Raw genomic sequence first — 17,834 nt, 5'->3', positions numbered from 1 at the left:
GAAAATGAAAAAGATACGGCTTTCCTTTAGAGGAAGCTTGCTGGCAGGGGGCGCACTGTTTGGCCTGATCGTGCTGCTTGGGTTGTTGGCTCCATGGGCCGCTCCTCATGATCCTCTGCATGTGGACCTTCTGAACCGTTTGGCACCACCCAGCCGGAAATATCCTTTCGGTACGGATCATCTGGGTCGGGATGTGCTGTCACGGCTCATTTATGGAATTCGGACAAGCGTGTTAATCGCTTGTGCGATTACGGTAGCAACGCTGTGTATTAGTCTGCCCACAGGCATGCTCATTGGTTATGTGCGAGGACGTGTGGATCAGCTGATTATGCGGGGAATCGATGGCGTACTGGCTTTTCCCGATATTATTTTAACGGTGGCGATTGTGGGTATTTTGGGGCCGGGTTTCGTTAACATGACCTTAGCGATTATTGCGGTACGGTGGGCGGGCTATGTCCGCTATATCCGTAGTTTGGTTCAAAAAGCCTGCCAGGAGGACTATGTACGGTATGCCCGTTTGTCCGGCAATTCACACGTGCGCATACTAAGACGTTATGTATTGCCACAAGTATGGCAGCAATTGTTGGTTTATGCGGTATGGGATATCGGACACGTGGTGTTAATGATCGCTGGACTCTCCTTTCTTGGACTGGGTGTACAGCCGCCCAAGCCAGAGTGGGGCGTGATGCTGCATGATGCAACCTCGTATTTTCAGGTGGCTCCGCATGTTATGATCTTTCCGGGTTTGGCGATTATGCTGTTTGTGCTTGCCTGCCAGCTTCTGGGTGATCATTTTTCAGAAAAGGGGGCGGCGAAATAGTGGGAAAACGACCAGTCATAGGGTGGAAGGATACGATAGAGCGAGCTTACGTACAAAAACCGTTGTTACACGTGGAACATTTGGAGATTAGTCGTACAGGTGCAGGAGCAAGCGGAAGCGAGAGCAATCCGCTACTGCGAGATGTGAACTTTTCCGTCTACCCAGGGGAAATTGTGGCTCTGACTGGACCAAGTGGATGTGGCAAGAGCCTGACCGCACACGCAATCGCGGGTATGCTGGACCCAAGTGTTGGTGTTACGCAAGGGTGCATCTACTATAACGGGGAAGACATTATCCCATTCCATGAACAGCGCTGGCAAAGACTGCGCCGTGAGGATATTGCCCTGCTCATTCAACAATCGCTGAGCGGGCTGAACCCGATCCGTACCGTCCGCGCCCAGCTGACGGATACGCTTAGACTGCACAGGCGGCGCCAAATGCACGCCCAGAAGGAGCAGGGCCAGGCTGATCTTGCCCCGTCCCACACTGCATCACAGCAGACCCATCGACGACAGGGCGTAATGTCACGGATGCGACAGATGCTGAACCGTGCCACGGAGCTGGCTGGAGGCCGCACTACTCCAGGGCAGGAAGCTTATTTGTGTTCTCTGCTCCGCAAGGTCGGTTTTGCCGATCCTGAGTATATTCTGTCATCATATCCTTTTGAACTAAGCGGAGGTATGTGCCAAAGGGTGCTGCTGGCTGCAATGTTAAGCTCCGGCCCGCGCCTCTTTATTGCCGACGAGCCCACTACAGCGCTGGATGTGATCAACCGCGACAAGGTTCTGTCATTGCTTTTACAGTTGAGAGAGGATTTCGAGCTCACTATTTTGTTGATTTCACATGATCGTCAGGGTATGAGTCGCGTAGCAGATCGAGTATTGGAGATGACCCCGGAAGGGAGGATGCAAACGTGATATTGGAATTGAAGAACGTCACCAAAGCTTATCCTGTCCGCAGACGGAGAAAAGGCTGGTTCAATACGAAACACAGTGAGCAGGCTATAAAGAAAGTGAGCTTGGAATTACGACAGGGAGAATGCCTTGGACTGGTTGGAGAAAGCGGAAGTGGCAAAAGCACGCTGGCACAGTGTATCCTGGGGCTAGAGTCGTTGACCTCGGGGGAAATCTGGCTGAATCAGCAGCCCATACATACCGGAAGGATGAAAGATATTCATCTGTACAAACGAATTCAGTTAGTCACGCAGGACTCGGCCTCCTCACTGCATCCCCGTATGACCATTCGAGATATTCTGATGGAGCCGATCTGCAACTATTTTCCTGAGCGAAAAGTAAGGGCACTGGATATCTGCCTTTCCTTACTGGAATCGGTAGGGTTAGAGGCTGACAGTCTGAAAAAATACCCTGCGCAGCTAAGCGGTGGACAAAAACAGCGGGTGTGCATTGCTCGGGCGTTGGCCGTTGAACCAGAAATCATCCTGTTCGATGAATCCGTCGCCAATCTGGATACGACAACCCAGTCCTCCGTGCTGAACATGCTCAAAAGAATGCAGCTCGAACGTCAGTTGTCCTATCTTTTCATCACCCATGATCTTCAATCCACCCGTACGTTCTGTGATCGTGTTGCCGTCATGGTTCAGGGAGAGATCGTGGAAATATTTGAGGATTGGGATGAAGAGCTAGTGAAGCATGAATACACGCGTACTCTATTTCAAACGTTGGCGGATTAATCCATAAATTTAATATTATACAAATTCAAAATAAATAAGAGCTTTGCTTGTCGAATATTGTTGACAAAATATAATGTGGTACCTATTCTAAATATGATTATGATAATCATTATCACATATATAGAAAAGGGGAAATACATTGATGTCCGTTCGACACCGCAAGACTGCCACCTTTATGTTGGTGACGCTCCTCTTATTATCCGTTATTCTGGGCTGCGCGAAGCAGGAGAACACACCTGCATCCACCTCTACTAACGGAGCTGCCAATGAAAAGTCGATCACGCTATCGTGGCCACGGGACATTGGTACAATGAATCCTCACGTATACAACCCTTCCCAGCTATTTGCACAATCCATGATTTATGAGCCGTTAGTCAGCTACAAGCAAGGAGGCAAGCTAGAGCCTGCCTTGGCTGAATCTTGGACCATATCCAAGGACGGCAAGACATATACGTTTAAGCTGCGTAAAGGTGTGAAATTTTCCGATGGAACGCTATTTAATGCGGCGATTGTGAAAAAGAACTTTGACGCTATTATGAAAAATGAGAAAACGCATAGCTGGCTTGGTATAGTAGGCGTTCTCGATAAAACTGAAGCTGTAGATGACAGTACGTTCCGAATGACGCTCAAAGAGCCATACTACCCAGTTATTCAGGATCTGTCTGTCGTTCGCCCGTTCCGTTTTTTGGGTGAAGCCGGGTTCCCGGATGATGGAGATACGTCCAAAGGAATTAAGAAACCTGTAGGTACAGGACCTTGGATGCTGGATGAATACAAGCAGGATGAGTATGCAACCTTTAAGCGTAACCCGAATTATTGGGGTACTGCACCGAAGGTGGACAAAATTACGGTCAAAATTATTCCCGATGGTGAAACACGTGTAATGGCCTTTGAAAAAGGCGACCTGGATCTGATTTATGGAGAAGGTGTTATTAGCCTGGATGCTTTCAAACAGCTTCGCGACACGAATCAGTATGTTACCACGCTGTCCGAGCCTGTCGGCACAAGAAGCCTGTTGCTCAATTCGTCCAATCCCAAGCTGGCAGATCTTCGGGTACGTCTGGCACTCCAGCATGGATTTAACAAGCAGGCGATGGTGGAAGGCGTAACCTCGGGGCTCGAGGAAACAGCGGATACGGTTTTATCCAAAAACTACCCGTATACGAATGTCGACTTACAGCAAATAGGCTATGATGTGGAAAAATCCAAAGCATTGTTGGATGAGGCTGGCTGGAAGCTGCCCGCAGGCGGCACAGTACGGGAGAAAGATGGACAACAGCTGGATTTTGAGCTGATTTTCGATAAGACCGATCCGATCCAAAAGGCGATGGCTGAAACCATTCAGGCTGAATGGGGAGAGCTGGGTGTCAAAGTGAATCTGACCGGACTGGAGCTGACGGTTCAAATCAAGCGGCTTAGATCCAACCAGTTTGATCTGTATTTCTGGTACAACTACGGTGCGCCTTATGATCCGCATTCCTTTATTAATGTTATTGCCAAGAAGAGCTTCGGAATTTCTGAGGTGCTGAGCGCCCTTCCGATGAAGAAGGATCTGGATCAGCAAGTACACGAAGCACTTTCATCGACAGACGAAACTAAGCGTCAGGAGCTGTACGCCTCAATCTTGAAGACACTTCAGGAGCAATCTGCAATTGTACCTATTTCGTATATTAAGAAGACGGCAGTGTATCAGAAAAAGATTACTAATTTTGTATTCCCAGCTAATCGGGATGAAAATCCATTTGAGGGAATTGAAATTGGAAAGTAACTGAAACGGGAAGGTAACGTTAATTTACAGGATAGGAGGACAACTATGATTAGCTATATCGGGAAGCGAATGGTAGCGGTCATTCCTATTGTTCTCTTTGCCACCCTTGTTACCTTTGCACTCATTCACATTTCACCGGTTGATCCGGCTGAAGCTTATTTGACGGCTGCTCATATTTATCCTACCCCGGAAATTCTGGAGCAGAAAAGGCATGAGTTCGGGCTGGATCAGCCATTGCTGACACAGTATATGCATACACTTCAAAGAATCAGTCGGTTGGACTTTGGTAGTTCGTATCTGACCAACAAGCCAGTGTGGGATGAGGTGAAGGCTCGATTGCCTGCCACTGTTGAGCTGGCCTTAAGCAGCATGGCATTATCCATCGTGGTGAGCATTCCGCTGGGTGTGTTGGCGGCGATGCGTAAAAATGGCTGGATCGACATACTGAGTCGAGGGATTTCGTATTTCGGGGCATCTATTCCCCAGTTCTGGCTGGGATATTTGTTAATCTTCTTTTTCTCTGTACGATTGGACTGGCTACCTGTAGAGGGTCGGGGAACGTGGCAGCATCTGGTGTTGCCGACGTTGACTCTGTCGCTGGTTCTGATTGCTTTATATACGCGTCTGTTGCGCTCCAGTGTGCTGGAACAGCTTCAGGAAACGTATGTCCAGTATGCCAGAACCAGAGGAATACGCGAGCGTGTGATTATGCTCAGGCACATACTCAAAATGGCCATTACTCCGCTAATAACAAGTATGGGCATGAACCTGGGCAAGTTGCTGACTGGAACGATTATTGTGGAGCAGGTGTTTTCATGGCCTGGGTTTGGCCGTTATTTCGTGGAAGCCATTTTTAACCGGGATATTCCCGTCATACAATGCTATGTGTTTTTGGCGGCATGCCTGTTCATCGTATGCAATTTGCTCGTTGATCTGGTGCATTTGTATATGGACCCCCGAATTTCTTCGAAGGGACGAGCAGAGCAGTGATGATAAGGTTGCGTAAAATGTTCAAAGGTCAAAAGGTAATCGTGGTTTGCTCTATCGTGCTGGCAGCTCTTTTTATCATAATGGCGCTGGCTCCGTGGCTGGCTCCCCATGATCCGGTTAAAGTCAATTTACTGCATAAGCTGGAAGGCCCCTCAAAAGAGTATTGGCTGGGAACGGACCATCTGGGTCGGTGTAATCTGTCCCGGCTGCTGTATGGAGCGCGAATTTCGCTCGGCTTTGCGACATTAATTTTCCTGTCCTCGCTTAGCATCGGTGTTGTGATCGGATCAGTTGCAGGTTATTTGGGCGGTTGGGTCGATAGTGTACTGATGCGGTTTTGCGAAGGCATTATGGCGTTTCCCAACTTGGTGCTTGTGCTCGGCATTGTCGGTATTTTTGGGCCAGGTCTCATGCAGGTGCTGTTTGCCTTGATGCTGGTGCAGTGGGTGTACTATGCCCGAATGTGCCGCAATATGGTCGTCAGTCTGAAAGAGCAGAATTTTATAGCGGCCGCAAGGATTAGCGGCTCCTCCTCAGGGGCCATTATCCGGCGGCACATCATTCCGAATGTGCTGCGGCCGATTGTGGTCATTGGTACGCTGGAGATGGGCTGGGCGATCATGGATATCTCCGCGTTGTCATTCCTGGGTCTAGGCATCCAGCCGCCGACTCCTGAATGGGGAGCCATGATTCATGAGGGAACGGGATACATCCGCAGTCATCCGGAATTAATGATTTATCCGGGTATCATGATTCTGGTGGTGGTAATGGCCTTCAATATATTGGGAGAGGCGTTGTCCGACCGATATGGAATTGCCAAACGTCAGTAAAACAGGAGTGAGGACAACGATGGAGGACACAGCCAAGACGCAGGTGCTGGAGGTCAGTGGCTTGCAGGTAAAACTCAAAACGGGTGCAGGGGCGGTATCTCTGCTGGAACCTATCCATTTTGAACTGAAAAAGGGGCGGGTTCTGGGTCTTGTCGGCGAGAGTGGTAGCGGTAAAACAGTAACCTGTAACGCGCTGCTCCAGCTACTGGATCGCCAGACGATGGATGTGGAAGGCAGTGTTCGTCTGAACGGACGTGAGTTGAACGGAATGGCAGCTGAGGAGATGCGCCGCATTCGAGGCAAGGAAATCGCCTTTATTATGCAAAATCCGATGAGAGCCTTTACGCCAGTATATACGATTGGATCCCAATTTATGGAAACGATCCGCACGCATACCGGATTAACCAAACAACAGGCCCATGATCTTGCTATAACGGCTCTGGAAAATATGAATCTGCCCAATCCAGCCAAGCTAATGAAGCGTTATTCGTTTCAGTTGAGTGGCGGGATGCTGCAACGGGTCATGATCGCCATTTCCATGTGCCTGCGGCCAGCAGTGGTTATTGCGGATGAACCGACGACGGCACTCGATGTGGTTAATCAGCTACAGGTGCTGAGAGAGTTGGATCGCTTACGTACGGAATATGACACGTCTATTTTGCTGATCTCGCATGATCTGGGTGTCATCTCCCAAATGGCGGATGAAGTGGCAGTGATGCAGCGGGGGCGTATTGTTGAGCAGGCAGAGGTGTTTCAGTTGTTCGACCATCCACAGCATGAATATACGAAAATGCTGTTGCAGGCCAGACCTAAGTTGTCCCTTCAGGGCATAAATCAGTAGGGCGATGAGTTGCCTGTTGGATACTTTCAAAAGGGGAGCGAATGCGTGTGCTGCAAGTGAAGGAAGTAACTCATAGCTATAGAAAGCGCAAATGGCTGGGCCGCTCCGAATCACGTCTCCCTGTGCTCACTGATGTGTCGCTTACCATAGAGAGCGGATTTTGCCTAGGACTGCTTGGAACCAGTGGAGCGGGGAAGAGCACGCTGGGCAAGGTTATTCTGGGGCTGGAGAAGCCGCAGGAGGGTCAGGTGCTGTTTCAGGGGCAGGACATCTATAATGGAAGTCCTCAAGTACGCAGGGGATTGCGACGGGATATGCAGGTTGTATTCCAGGACTGCTATTCTGCTGTAAACCCTCGCATGACCGCCGGACAGATTATCGGAGAGCCCTTGGACAATTACGAGCGGTTATCAGTGCAGGAACAAAAAAGAACGGTAGAAAATCTGCTGGAGCGGGTGGGTCTTAAACCGGAGGATCGGAATAAATATCCGCATCAATTCAGCGGCGGACAATTACAGCGGATTAACATTGCACGGGCGATTGCGCTCAGACCCAAGCTGATCGTGCTGGATGAGTCCGTCAGCAGTCTGGATATGGTTCATCAGATGCGCATTTTATCTCTGTTGGAAGAGCTGAAAACTTCATTTGGATTGTCATATCTGTTTATCACACATGATATTCGAGCGGCTTACGCCGTCTGTGATGGCATTGCTGTGATGGAACAAGGGAAATTAGTCGAGCACTGTGCTGAGAAAGATCAGATTTTTGAATCTGCTCACCCGGCTGTGCAACGTTTAATTTCGTCCATTTTGCCGGAGCATCCAGCAGACCGTCTTCCACTTCATAGATAACAACTGACCCGCAAGGGTCTTTTTTTGTGCAGCATCTGGTTAGATAATCAAAATGAAATTTGCTAGTTGTATTATTTGAATAACTCGTTATAATATAAAATCATAGTAAATTACTTGGATTTTAAAAGGGGATGTCATTTATGAAGAAATCTGCTTGGGTAGCAGCGATTGGGCTATCTCTTGTGTTAATAACGGGTGCCTTGAGTGGTTGTTCCTCGAAGGAAGCGGCATCAGGGGATAAGGTACTCTATGTGGGGACACAAAATGACTACCCGCCGTTTGCCTTTACGAATGATAAAAATGAGCTGACCGGATACGATGTGGAAGTAGTCAAGGAGATCGATAAGAAGCTGGACGGCTATAAGATTGAATTTGTACCTTCGGGCTGGGATGCGATATTCCTTGCGCTGGATGCGAATAAAGTGCAGATCATCGCAGATGAAGTTGCCAAAAATCCTGAGCGTGAGAAGAAGTATTTGTTCTCGGACGAGTCCTATTTCTCGGCTCAGTCGGTTATTATTGTGAAAAAGGGTAGAACGGATATCCATTCTCTCAAGGATTTGGAGGGCAAGAAGGTAGCCGCCTCGGTAGGCGATTCCTATACGCAGTTACTGGAGCAGTATAATGCGAAGAACGGGAACAAAATTATTTTAAAATATAATGATACAGGCACTTCGTCCGATAACCTTCAAGATGTGCAAAATGGCCGAGTGGACGCTTATGTGAATGATCCAGTGATGGCGGCAGCAACGATCAAGAAGGAAGGCTTACAGGTGGAAGCTGTGGGCGAGCCTGTGCAAAGCGATAACATCAATCTAGTGTTCAAGAAGGATAAGCAGGGTGAAGAACTGAAAGCTAAAATCGACCCGATTATTAAAGAGCTTAAAGCGGACGGAACACTGAAAAAATTGTCTGAACAGTGGACAGGTGGAGAATTTATTCCTCAGTAATCACAATGTAAAGAATAGAGTGGGGTTCCTATGGAAAAGCTGTTTGATTTAGATTATATGCTGAAAAGCCTTCCCCAGATCGTGGAGTATCTCCCCGTTACATTATGGATTGCGTTTGTCTCCATGCTGGTGGGTGCGATCATCGGGTTAGCTACGGCCTTAATCCGGATATACAAGGTGCCTGTCTTGGCACCCTTGTCTACATTGTATGTCTCGTACATCCGGGGAACACCGCTCATTGTGCAGCTGTTTCTCGTATATTACGGAATACCTAAGTTTTTGTATTATTTTCAGAGCGAATATGGCTTCTTGCAGCAATTCAATGTCTACGTCATTCCACCCGAGCTGTTTGCGTTGCTTTCATTTTCATTGAACCTTGGGGGATATTTGTCGGAGACGTTCCGGGCAGCGATTCATTCGGTCGATCGGGGACAGTTTGAGGCGGCCAATTCCATCGGAATGAGCCAAACACAGATTATGCTTAAAATTGTATTGCCGCAGGCGCTAACGGTGGCTTTGCCCAATCTGGGAAATACGCTGATCAGTACAGTGAAGGATACGTCTTTTATCTTTATGATTGGTGTCGTCGATATGATGGGGCAGGCCAAAATTATGGGCGCGCGGGCGTTGGCTTTTTTTGAGGTCTATGTTGCGGTGTCTTTGATCTACTGGCTGGTGTGCATCATTATTGAGCGCGGGCTTGTTGTGCTGGAGAAACGTATTCGAATTTACGAAAGAAGTGAGTAAGGGCATGATTCAACTTCATCAAATTCATAAGCATTTTGGGCAGCATCATGTGTTAAAGGGCATAGACCTGACAGTAGGTAAGGGAGAAGTGGTGGTCATTCTGGGCCCAAGCGGATCGGGGAAGTCCACACTGCTGCGCAGCATTAATTTTTTGGAACAGCCGACCAGCGGTAGCATTGAAATTGATGGTCTGAAGGTAGATGCGGCCAAGGCCGGAAAAAAGGACATTCTCGGACTGCGGATGGCAACGGCAATGGTATTTCAGCAATATCAGCTGTTTAAAAATTTGAATGCACTCCACAACGTGATGATTGGTCTGACCAGTGTGAAAAAGATGGATCGCAAGCAGGCAAGGGAGATCAGTGAAGGCATTTTGGAAAAGGTCGGGTTAAAGGATCGTATGACCTATTATCCTGCCCAGCTTTCGGGTGGACAGCAGCAGCGTGTTGCGATTGCCCGCGCTTTGGCGCTGAATCCGCAGGTGCTGTTGTTCGATGAGCCGACATCCTCGCTTGATCCTGAACTGGTGGATGAAGTGCTGTCCGTGATTCAAAAGGTGGCGAGTGAAGGCAATACGATGATTATTGTCACGCATGAGCTTGGTTTTGCGAGGGATGTAGCGGATCGGGTCGTGCTGATGGAGCATGGTGCGATCGTAGAACAGGGACCAGTGGAGCAGTTTTTCAATCATCCGAAGGAAGAACGGACACGGCAATTTTTGGGCAAAGCTTTGGGGCAAAGAACGTTACAGGAGCAACCGTAAAATTCTGTACAATGACGTGGAAAGGGGTAGAACTTAGAGTAAAAAGCACGTTAGACTTATCGCAGGAGAAGGGAAACCTGCGTATGTCTGACGTGCTTTTTGGCGTGCTATATATAGATGCATCAGGCTACTGGTGGAAGTACTCGGAGATATTCCCCAGGTACAATGGAGGGCTCTTTCCCGTGGATATCGGGGAATCAGAATGATCTTCTGCTGCGTTCCCTCCGCAGCAAATATACAAAATAAGGAGCGCCCACAAGTGCTGTCATGATCCCGACGGGTATTTCACGTGGAACAATGAGCATTCTGCCCAAAATGTCGCCCAGCAGCATCAGATTCGCTCCCAGCAGGGCAGCCAGCGGAATCAGCCACTGATTGTGGCTGCCAACAAATCTTCGAGCCATATGGGGTGCCATCAGTCCGATGAAGCCGATGGCGCCGACCGCCGAGACTGAAATTCCTGCCAGTGTAACGGCAAGCAATAGGAGCAGCAGGCGCTGGCGAGTCATATGTACCCCGAGGGAAGTAATGGTCTCATCGCCAAGCTGGTAAACATTCAGTTTTTGGTAGCTGCCCCAGGCCAAGGGTAGCAAGACAATGATCCAGGGCAGCAGTGAGATGGCCTCCCGCCAGCTCCGACCCCACAGGCTGCCTGACATCCAGAGCAAAGCCGTGTTCACATTGGTCGGATGGGTTACGATGAGATACTGCGTGGCTGCCATGAGGATGGCCCCCATAGCGACCCCGACCAGGGCTAGAGCTGCTGGAGCCAGCGTAAGTCTGCGGCTGAGCAGCAGCAGAATCAGGAATGTTCCCACGGCTCCGCCAAACGCCGCCAAGGGCAGGAAATAGGCTGGAGACTGGGGGAACAGGAAAATCACAGCCGCCGCTGCAAATCCGGCTCCTTTGGAAATGCCGATCACGTCAGGACTGGCTAGCGGATTGCGAATCAGACTTTGCAGAATAGCTCCTGCCACGGCTAGTCCCATGCCTGCCAGCAGTCCAACCAACGTCCGGGGCAAGCGAACCTCGTATACGATAAAATGAAAACGGCTGTGCGTATCCATCAGAGCCGAGCTGATATCACGCAAGGGAATAGGAAGTGCTCCCACACTGACCGAAACAATGCCGAGCAGGAGCAGCAAAAGCAAGGTGGTCACAAGATGGAAAGTTCTGGTCATCGTGTCCCCCTCCTTTTTTTACGGGCCAGATAGATAAAAAACGGCCCTCCGATAGCAGAGGTTACAATTCCCACGGGCGATTCGAACGGAAAAGAAATGATGCGGCTGAGGAGATCCGCATACACCAGCAGCAGTCCTCCGCCAAGCGCTGTCATCGGAACGAGCAACGAGAGACGTGTTCCAACCAGCGCCCGGGCGATGTGGGGTACGATCAGACAGACAAAGCCGATCGGTCCGCATACCGCCACGGCTGAGCCTGCCATTACGATAACCAGCAGCAGAGCCAGCGCTCGAACAAGAGGGACCCGTTGCCCCAGTCCGGCTGCGATCTCATCCTCCAACAGCAGCAGTCGCAGGGCTGGCAACAGCATAACGAGTAGCACAAGGCTCGCAATGAAAAAAGGAAGAATCATTCGTACCTCTGTCCAGCCCGCCTGGCTTACAGAGCCAGCCAGCCAGAAAATCATGGACTCCGTAGAGTACTGATTTAATATAATGAAGCCCTCTGTTAGTGACGAGAGCATGAAATGAATGGTGATGCCCGCCAGCGCCAAGCGAACAGGCTGCTTGTCTGCGAATCCAGCCAGCGACCAGACCAGCCATGCACCTGCCGCTGCTCCAGCAAAGGCCATCAGCATCGTGGATGTTGCCGATAGCTGTGCGGATAAGACGAGTCCCAGCACCACGGCGAGAGAAGCCCCAGCGTTAATGCCAAATACATGTGGTGAAGCCAGCGGATTTCGTGTGGTGAGCTGGGTCAATAGCCCCGCCAGCGCCAGCAGGGTACCGACCATGCAGGCGGTCAGGGTGCACGGCAGGCGCAGCGTCTGAATATACAGATGTACCTTGTCGCTGCGCTGATAGGTCAATGCCTGATACAGTTCAGCCCACGATATAGAGGCGGGGCCCCATTTGAGGCTGAATAACAAGCCCAGGATTAATAAAATCAAAGACACTAAAAACAGGAAGAGCAGAAACCGCGAACGGCTCTGCTTCTTGGTGGATATGGAATGGATCATTTTACTTCTCTCCCAGGCTGTTTACGATGTCCTCGGCTATTTTTTCACTTCCCAGCATCCCGCGGGACAAGGACCAATTACGTCGTTCTACCGTAAATACACGGTTGTTTTTAACTGCGTCTATTTTTTGCCACAAGGGATTGCTTTCCCACTGGTTCACGATCGTTGCAGAGTCTGTCGGCATCAGGAACAGTACCTGTGGGTTGGCTTCAACCAACTGCTCCAGTGTCAGCTCGGGATATGCCTTGTCGCTGTGCACCGGATCGGTGAAGCCTAACAGCTTTACAATGGAGCCAGTATATGCATGGTCCGAATGGGCGAAGAAGCCTTTAGGATTGACGACAGCAGGCAGTACGGTCAGAGAGGTGTTCTTCAGCTTCTTTTTGGCTGCATCCATTTTGACCTGATGTTCTTTTAGGCGTTTTTGAGCCTCTTCACTTTTACCTACGGCCGTAGCGAGGATCGTGTAGTTTTTTAGCATATGCTCATAGTCTGCCTGAAAATCGTCCAGTGCCAGCACTGGGGCAATGCCTTTCAATTGAGTTAGGGCGTTTTTGTGCTTATTAATATCCACAATAATCAGATCAGGCTGCAATGAGCTGATCAGTTCAATGTTGGGTTCATAACGGGAGCCTACGGAAGTGTAGTCCTTCAGCTTGCTTTTCACGGAATCCATGAACAGCTCAGGCGTACCGTCATCAGCAATTCCGATAGGCTGCACACCAAGAGTCACCAGCATGTCCGTAAAGCTGAAATCCATTGAAATAATACGTGCAGGCTTGCCTGGTAAAGTGACAGTTCCGAGTGCGTCCTGAACGGTGATACGGTCTCCGTCAGATGAGCTGTTCGCTGGTTGGGAACCCGTCGAATTGTCGTTTGCCGCAGTCTGATTCGTGGAGGATGAACTACAAGCTGCCAAGCTAATAGCGAGCAGTAAGGTGAAGGCGAGGCCCAATATACGTGTAAACCAATGATGCATCCTGTTTCCCCCTGATAATAATAATTATTCTCATTTGAATTTTAGCGGTAACCTCTCTTTTATACCATGTCTGATTTGTAGACGTTACATGTTATATTATTAGATTCTTTGAAACTGGGTGGGGGAGCAGCCGACTTCTTTTTTAAAAATACGACTAAAATGAAAATAATCCGTAAATCCGACCCGTTGGGCGACTTCCTTGGCTGGAAGTCGGGTCTGCTGGAACATTTGCTTCGCTTTTTGGATACGGAGATGACGTAAATACTGGGTCATGGTCATGCCAGTGGCTTTTTTGAACAACACCGTGTAATGTCCTTCACTCATGCCTGCCCGATCAGCCAGAAGCGGCAAGGTCAGCTTGAGCATATAATGCTCATGGATATAAGACAGGGATTGTTCAATAGATACCGATGAGTTGTGGTTGTCCTGCACCATATGCGTCTCATAGATATAAATGAATAGCAAGCGCTCCAGAAGTAGTCTTTTTCGAAATTGCCGGGCCGCCTTTTCCACGCCAGCTTCATCCTGAATGCTTGGGGCTGTTGTTCGTAGCAGCTCGTCCAGCATATATTTGATTTTGTATTCACTCAAGGTACGCAACGGACCATGCAGCGTCCAATCCGTGGATTCGCCTTGCAGCACACGATACGTAAGCACGATATATTCGGCTTCCCGGGTTTTGGGGACCTGAATGCTGCAAGCGCCATATTGATTATGAAAGGCAAAGCCCTGCGTGAAAATAACCGGCTCTTGGTCTTTAGCTGAGAGAGTGACATGTCCGTGCAGCGCAACAATCAGGAGATGGCTGTCGGAGCCAGGATGCAGGGTCCGAGAGGTGTTGCCGTATTCGATATGCTCCAGCAACGGGATGACGGTTGCTAGCTGCTCCAGATTCATGAATGCACCATCCTTCATTATTTCTTTTCTTTAGCAAAGTAGCTAATCACCCTTATTCATGATAAATTCTAAGAACAATAAAGTGAAGTTGTAATCGGGAAGGAACATTGGCAAATGAAAAAGGTTCTGTTCATTAATACCGGAGGAACAATTTCTTCCTCCTATCAGGAAAACGGCCTGACTCCAACTCAATCGGCTGAAAATATTTTGGCTGAAATTCCAGAGCTCCAGGAAATTTGCGAGATTGATGCCTACAATCTGATGAGCATTGATAGCACCAATACACAACCAGAGGATTGGGCTTCCATCGCCCGGATGGTACATCGTTCGCTCGATCAATACGACGGTATTGTTATTGCCCATGGCACGGATACGATGGCTTATACGGCTTCAGCCCTGAGCTTTATGTTGGGGACTGTGGACAAACCCGTCGTTGTGACAGGGTCACAAGTATCCATATTGGCGGAGCACAGCGATTCCAAAAAAAATGTAATTGACTCATTCCTGACCGCATGTGGCGAGGTAGCAGGGGTTTTTGTCGTGTTTAATGGCAAGATTATCAACGGCAGCCGCAGCTCGAAGATCAGAACACGCAGCTATAATGCTTTTGAGAGTATTAACTATCCGTACATAGGTCTCGTGGAGAATGGCAAGGTGGTCTATACGGAGGGCGTATTTGCAAATCGTGATACCGTTCGTCACCCATACAATGACAGGTATGCTTCTGAAGTATTTCTGCTCAGGCTGATTCCAGGTACAAACCCGGCGATTTTTGATGCTATTCAGAGCTTGGGCTATAAAGGTATCGTCATTGAGGGCTTTGGCATGGGCGGCGTGCCTTTTAAAGAAAGGAGCCTCATCAGTAAAATTGAGGATCTGATGAAGGACGGTATGAGTATTGTTGTTACCACTCAATGTCCTTATGAGGGCGGGGACCTGACGATTTATGAGGTAGGGCAGAAGGTGCTGGAAAAGGGTGTTATTCCGGGGTATGACATGACAACAGAAGCGCTGGTAACGAAAATGATGTGGGCGTTGGGCCAGACGACTGACCCGGCTGAGGTAGCCAAGATTATGGCAACGAACTATGCGGACGAAGTGTCCCTGCCTGCGGATACAGCTTCCTGATAGGAAGCTGATTTCCGAAGGTACGGGCTAACTACCGGCTAACGCCGAGCTTGCTCCAGTCTGTTTTTAATCTCAATGGCCATTTCCAGTGCTTGTACGGCCGACTCCAATGGGATCAGACATTCCGCATGTCCGCCAAAGCAATCAAGTGCATGATCCCAACTTTTTTCGTATGGATTGGCGGATTCGAGGTTGATTTTTTGCTGTCCTGATGCGGTATACTCAAATAATGCAGTGGGTATGGGATCGTTTTCGTCACTCTCATGAAATACCAGCTTGGCTTTTTCAAAATAAGCTTCATAGGCCACCGTGAAAGGATAGCTTTTCGGCATATGGGAAGAAGCGATGACTTCTGTGAATGTATCCCGATGCTGAAAATAAGCCCGAACTTGTGCCTGTTCGGGATGGACTACCTCTGTACCCCACACTGTATATGGATCACATGGACCCCATAGCCAGGTGAATAAATCCAGTTCATGAATCATGAACTGCGTAGGGAGGGAACTTAGTCCAAGGTCTCCCCACAGGGGAGGGGTTTCTCTTTTCAAGGACAAGGAAATGAGTTTTCCGTATTTTTGTTGGCGATAAGCCTCGTACAGATAGGTATAGGCAGGATCAAACTTAATGAACTGGTTAACCAGAATTTTTTTTCCATATTGCTTCTCAGCTTGTTGCATAAGAAGAGCGTCTTCGAGATGAAAGCAAACCGGTGTTTCACAAAATACATGCTTCCCGTGCTTTAGCGCATCAATGGCATGTGACCTATGCAGGTGGGAGGGCAGGCATAGATCGACGATATCCACGTCCGGATCCAGCAGAATATCCTCTATATTTTGTGTGACTTCTACGTTTAGCTCCTCTTTCAATTTTTGCAGCTTGGTTTCGTTCCTTCCAAATACAATGAGTCTGTTTACCTTGGGATGGTTGTTTAACAGCGAGGCATGATACGCGCCGAATCCCGTCCCCAAAATTCCAATATTCATCATCCATTACACCCCTTTACTTCTATGATACACACCTATTGCTGCCAACAGGGTGTCAACAATCTTTGCATCATCTTTTCATTTCGGGTTAACCATCTATTGTGGAGGTATGATTGTGAGACTGCATCGTTTAATCGCGATTTTATTATGTATCGAATCTAGAGGGAGAATGAAGGCCAGGGAATTGGCGTTGGCACTGGAAACCTCTGTACGCTCCATTTACAGGGATATCGACCTTCTGGCTGAAGCCGGAGTTCCGATTGTTACTGCATCCGGTCCGAAGGGCGGAATTTATTTAATGGAGGGTTATACGGCAAACCTGAAGCAGTTGAATGGCGGGGATGTCATTCAGTTGTATTTAACGGGGATGGGCATTTATACGGGCGGGTCCACGGAATCGGGTTTGAAGTTAAAGAATACTTTGCTCAAACTGGAACAGACGATGCCGGCCCCCTATCAATCCGATATTCAAAAAGCCAAAGCTCGGTTTTATTTTGATGATACACCGTGGTGGACGGAACGTATAGCGATTCCTTGCCTGGAAGCCGTGAGAGCGGCAGTATGGGGGTCCTATAAAATAACTATACAATATGAGAAAGCTGACGGCTCTTGCACTTCTCGCCATGTACATCCCTATGGACTGGTGGTGAAAAAAGGAGATTGGTATCTTATTGCCTTTTGTGAAGTCGGGCAGGAGATTCGGACTTTTAAGTGTGAGCGAATTATGGAAATTCAGCCGTCTGTTGAAGTCTTTAAGGTTCCTGAGGATTTTTCACTGGAATATTATTGGACAAGTAAAGAAAGCGCTTTTAAGCAGCTTTGTAGAGAGAAAGAATACTATCCTGTTCTGGTCCGAGCGACTAAGAAGCAAGCTGGAATACTAGCGAAAAGGATGGAAATCATCCAGTCTGTACAGGAAGGCAATCACTTCATTCTAACCGTCAACATGTATAGCTATGAAGCGGCCTGCCGCGATGCGATGGATTGGATCGGCCGGGTTGAAATCGTGGAGCCTGCAATACTCCGACAGTTTGTGAAGGAGGAAATTAGCCGACTCCAGAGGATATACGGTTAAATCATCAAAAAAACATCTGCCTATAGCAGATGCTTTTGCTTGTTAAGTCCAGGCCCAGAGGAATGCATCACGATCCCAGGCGATTCGGCCACCATGTAGTTTGCGAAATGCCTTTTTGATTTCTTTTTCCAAAGATACATGACCATGCTCGCTTATAAACACATACTGCTCTCCGTATTCAGAGCGTACATATGCAATGGCATCTTCTTGTTTCAGAGTGCCCACTTCACGGATTTGCGCGACCATCCATTGTGCAATTTGTTGTTCTATAGTTGGGTTGTTGTCCATTTGTCGTATCCTTTCCTGCGACCGATTGGTTGTA

The 17,834-nt window shown here is 48.6% G+C and carries 19 protein-coding genes; 13 read left to right on the top strand and 6 right to left on the bottom strand.

Going from position 1 to position 17,834, the window contains the following annotated elements:
* Window positions 1-4: 4 nt before the first annotated feature.
* The 11 genes from nikC (MKX36_RS24405) to MKX36_RS24355 all read left to right on the top strand — a co-directional run bounded on the left by nikC (MKX36_RS24405) (window position 5) and on the right by MKX36_RS24355 (window position 10,250).
* Window positions 5-820 carry a nickel transporter permease gene (gene nikC, locus MKX36_RS24405; protein ID WP_340865958.1) on the top strand — a complete coding sequence of 272 codons (816 nt, stop codon included), beginning with the start codon at window positions 5-7 and terminating at the stop codon, window positions 818-820.
* Window positions 820-1,737, top strand: a complete 918-nt coding sequence (locus MKX36_RS24400) for an ABC transporter ATP-binding protein (RefSeq protein WP_340865957.1) — start codon at window positions 820-822, stop codon at window positions 1,735-1,737. The genes nikC (MKX36_RS24405) and MKX36_RS24400 overlap by 1 nt, the downstream gene beginning before the upstream one ends.
* Entirely contained in the window at window positions 1,734-2,510 is a 777-nt protein-coding gene (locus MKX36_RS24395) for an ABC transporter ATP-binding protein (RefSeq protein WP_340865955.1), read from the top strand. The genes MKX36_RS24400 and MKX36_RS24395 overlap by 4 nt, the downstream gene beginning before the upstream one ends.
* Before the next feature lie 142 nt (window positions 2,511-2,652).
* On the top strand, window positions 2,653-4,278 hold the full coding sequence (gene nikA, locus MKX36_RS24390) for a nickel ABC transporter substrate-binding protein (protein WP_340865954.1): 1,626 nt from the start codon (window positions 2,653-2,655) through the stop codon (window positions 4,276-4,278).
* A gap of 45 nt (window positions 4,279-4,323) precedes the next feature.
* The gene (gene nikB, locus MKX36_RS24385) at window positions 4,324-5,268 is read left to right on the top strand and encodes a nickel ABC transporter permease subunit NikB (RefSeq protein ID WP_016822607.1); all 945 of its coding nucleotides are present in this window, start codon (window positions 4,324-4,326) and stop codon (window positions 5,266-5,268) included.
* The gene (nikC, locus tag MKX36_RS24380) at window positions 5,268-6,098 is read left to right on the top strand and encodes a nickel ABC transporter permease subunit NikC (RefSeq protein WP_090889081.1); all 831 of its coding nucleotides are present in this window, start codon (window positions 5,268-5,270) and stop codon (window positions 6,096-6,098) included. The genes nikB and nikC (MKX36_RS24380) overlap by 1 nt, the downstream gene beginning before the upstream one ends.
* Before the next feature lie 19 nt (window positions 6,099-6,117).
* Window positions 6,118-6,939 carry an ABC transporter ATP-binding protein gene (locus MKX36_RS24375; protein ID WP_340865953.1) on the top strand — a complete coding sequence of 274 codons (822 nt, stop codon included), beginning with the start codon at window positions 6,118-6,120 and terminating at the stop codon, window positions 6,937-6,939.
* A gap of 41 nt (window positions 6,940-6,980) precedes the next feature.
* On the top strand, window positions 6,981-7,790 hold the full coding sequence (gene nikE / locus MKX36_RS24370; protein ID WP_340865952.1) for a nickel import ATP-binding protein NikE: 810 nt from the start codon (window positions 6,981-6,983) through the stop codon (window positions 7,788-7,790).
* A gap of 140 nt (window positions 7,791-7,930) precedes the next feature.
* On the top strand, window positions 7,931-8,740 hold the full coding sequence (locus tag MKX36_RS24365) for a transporter substrate-binding domain-containing protein (RefSeq protein ID WP_016822611.1): 810 nt from the start codon (window positions 7,931-7,933) through the stop codon (window positions 8,738-8,740).
* Window positions 8,741-8,770: 30 nt separating this feature from the next.
* On the top strand, window positions 8,771-9,487 hold the full coding sequence (locus tag MKX36_RS24360; protein WP_340865950.1) for an amino acid ABC transporter permease: 717 nt from the start codon (window positions 8,771-8,773) through the stop codon (window positions 9,485-9,487).
* A 4-nt stretch (window positions 9,488-9,491) separates the two neighbouring features.
* Window positions 9,492-10,250, top strand: a complete 759-nt coding sequence (locus MKX36_RS24355; RefSeq protein ID WP_016822613.1) for an amino acid ABC transporter ATP-binding protein — start codon at window positions 9,492-9,494, stop codon at window positions 10,248-10,250.
* A gap of 197 nt (window positions 10,251-10,447) precedes the next feature.
* Here MKX36_RS24355 and MKX36_RS24350 read toward each other — a convergent pair whose 3' ends face one another.
* The 4 genes from MKX36_RS24350 to MKX36_RS24335 all read right to left on the bottom strand — a co-directional run bounded on the left by MKX36_RS24350 (window position 10,448) and on the right by MKX36_RS24335 (window position 14,326).
* Window positions 10,448-11,431, bottom strand: coding sequence for a FecCD family ABC transporter permease (locus MKX36_RS24350; protein ID WP_340865948.1), 984 nt, complete (start codon window positions 11,429-11,431; stop codon window positions 10,448-10,450).
* Window positions 11,428-12,450, bottom strand: coding sequence for a FecCD family ABC transporter permease (locus MKX36_RS24345; protein ID WP_340865947.1), 1,023 nt, complete (start codon window positions 12,448-12,450; stop codon window positions 11,428-11,430). The genes MKX36_RS24350 and MKX36_RS24345 overlap by 4 nt, the downstream gene beginning before the upstream one ends.
* A gap of 1 nt (window position 12,451) precedes the next feature.
* Window positions 12,452-13,429, bottom strand: a complete 978-nt coding sequence (locus MKX36_RS24340) for an ABC transporter substrate-binding protein (RefSeq protein ID WP_090889067.1) — start codon at window positions 13,427-13,429, stop codon at window positions 12,452-12,454.
* A gap of 99 nt (window positions 13,430-13,528) precedes the next feature.
* Window positions 13,529-14,326 (bottom strand): AraC family transcriptional regulator, encoded by a 798-nt coding sequence (locus MKX36_RS24335; protein ID WP_340865946.1) that lies wholly within the window; start codon window positions 14,324-14,326, stop codon window positions 13,529-13,531.
* Window positions 14,327-14,440: 114 nt separating this feature from the next.
* Here MKX36_RS24335 and MKX36_RS24330 point away from each other — a divergent pair, with 114 nt between their 5' ends.
* Entirely contained in the window at window positions 14,441-15,454 is a 1,014-nt protein-coding gene (locus MKX36_RS24330; RefSeq protein WP_045244741.1) for an asparaginase, read from the top strand.
* Between the two features lie 38 nt (window positions 15,455-15,492).
* On the opposite strand, the gene MKX36_RS24325 is transcribed toward MKX36_RS24330, so the two are convergent.
* A complete protein-coding gene (locus tag MKX36_RS24325) occupies window positions 15,493-16,440 on the bottom strand; it encodes a Gfo/Idh/MocA family protein (protein WP_090889064.1) in 948 nt (315 codons plus the stop codon).
* A gap of 112 nt (window positions 16,441-16,552) precedes the next feature.
* Here MKX36_RS24325 and MKX36_RS24320 point away from each other — a divergent pair, with 112 nt between their 5' ends.
* Window positions 16,553-17,512 carry a helix-turn-helix transcriptional regulator gene (locus MKX36_RS24320; RefSeq protein ID WP_340865945.1) on the top strand — a complete coding sequence of 320 codons (960 nt, stop codon included), beginning with the start codon at window positions 16,553-16,555 and terminating at the stop codon, window positions 17,510-17,512.
* A gap of 42 nt (window positions 17,513-17,554) precedes the next feature.
* Here MKX36_RS24320 and MKX36_RS24315 read toward each other — a convergent pair whose 3' ends face one another.
* Window positions 17,555-17,800 carry a DUF6953 family protein gene (locus tag MKX36_RS24315; RefSeq protein WP_340865944.1) on the bottom strand — a complete coding sequence of 82 codons (246 nt, stop codon included), beginning with the start codon at window positions 17,798-17,800 and terminating at the stop codon, window positions 17,555-17,557.
* Window positions 17,801-17,834: the final 34 nt, after the last annotated feature.

The sequence above is a fragment of the Paenibacillus sp. FSL W8-0439 genome (assembly GCF_038008995.1).
Lineage (GTDB): Bacteria > Bacillota > Bacilli > Paenibacillales > Paenibacillaceae > Paenibacillus > Paenibacillus polymyxa.
Note: the sequence above shows the minus strand (reverse complement) of the source record. Positions and strands in the feature narration are given on the sequence as shown.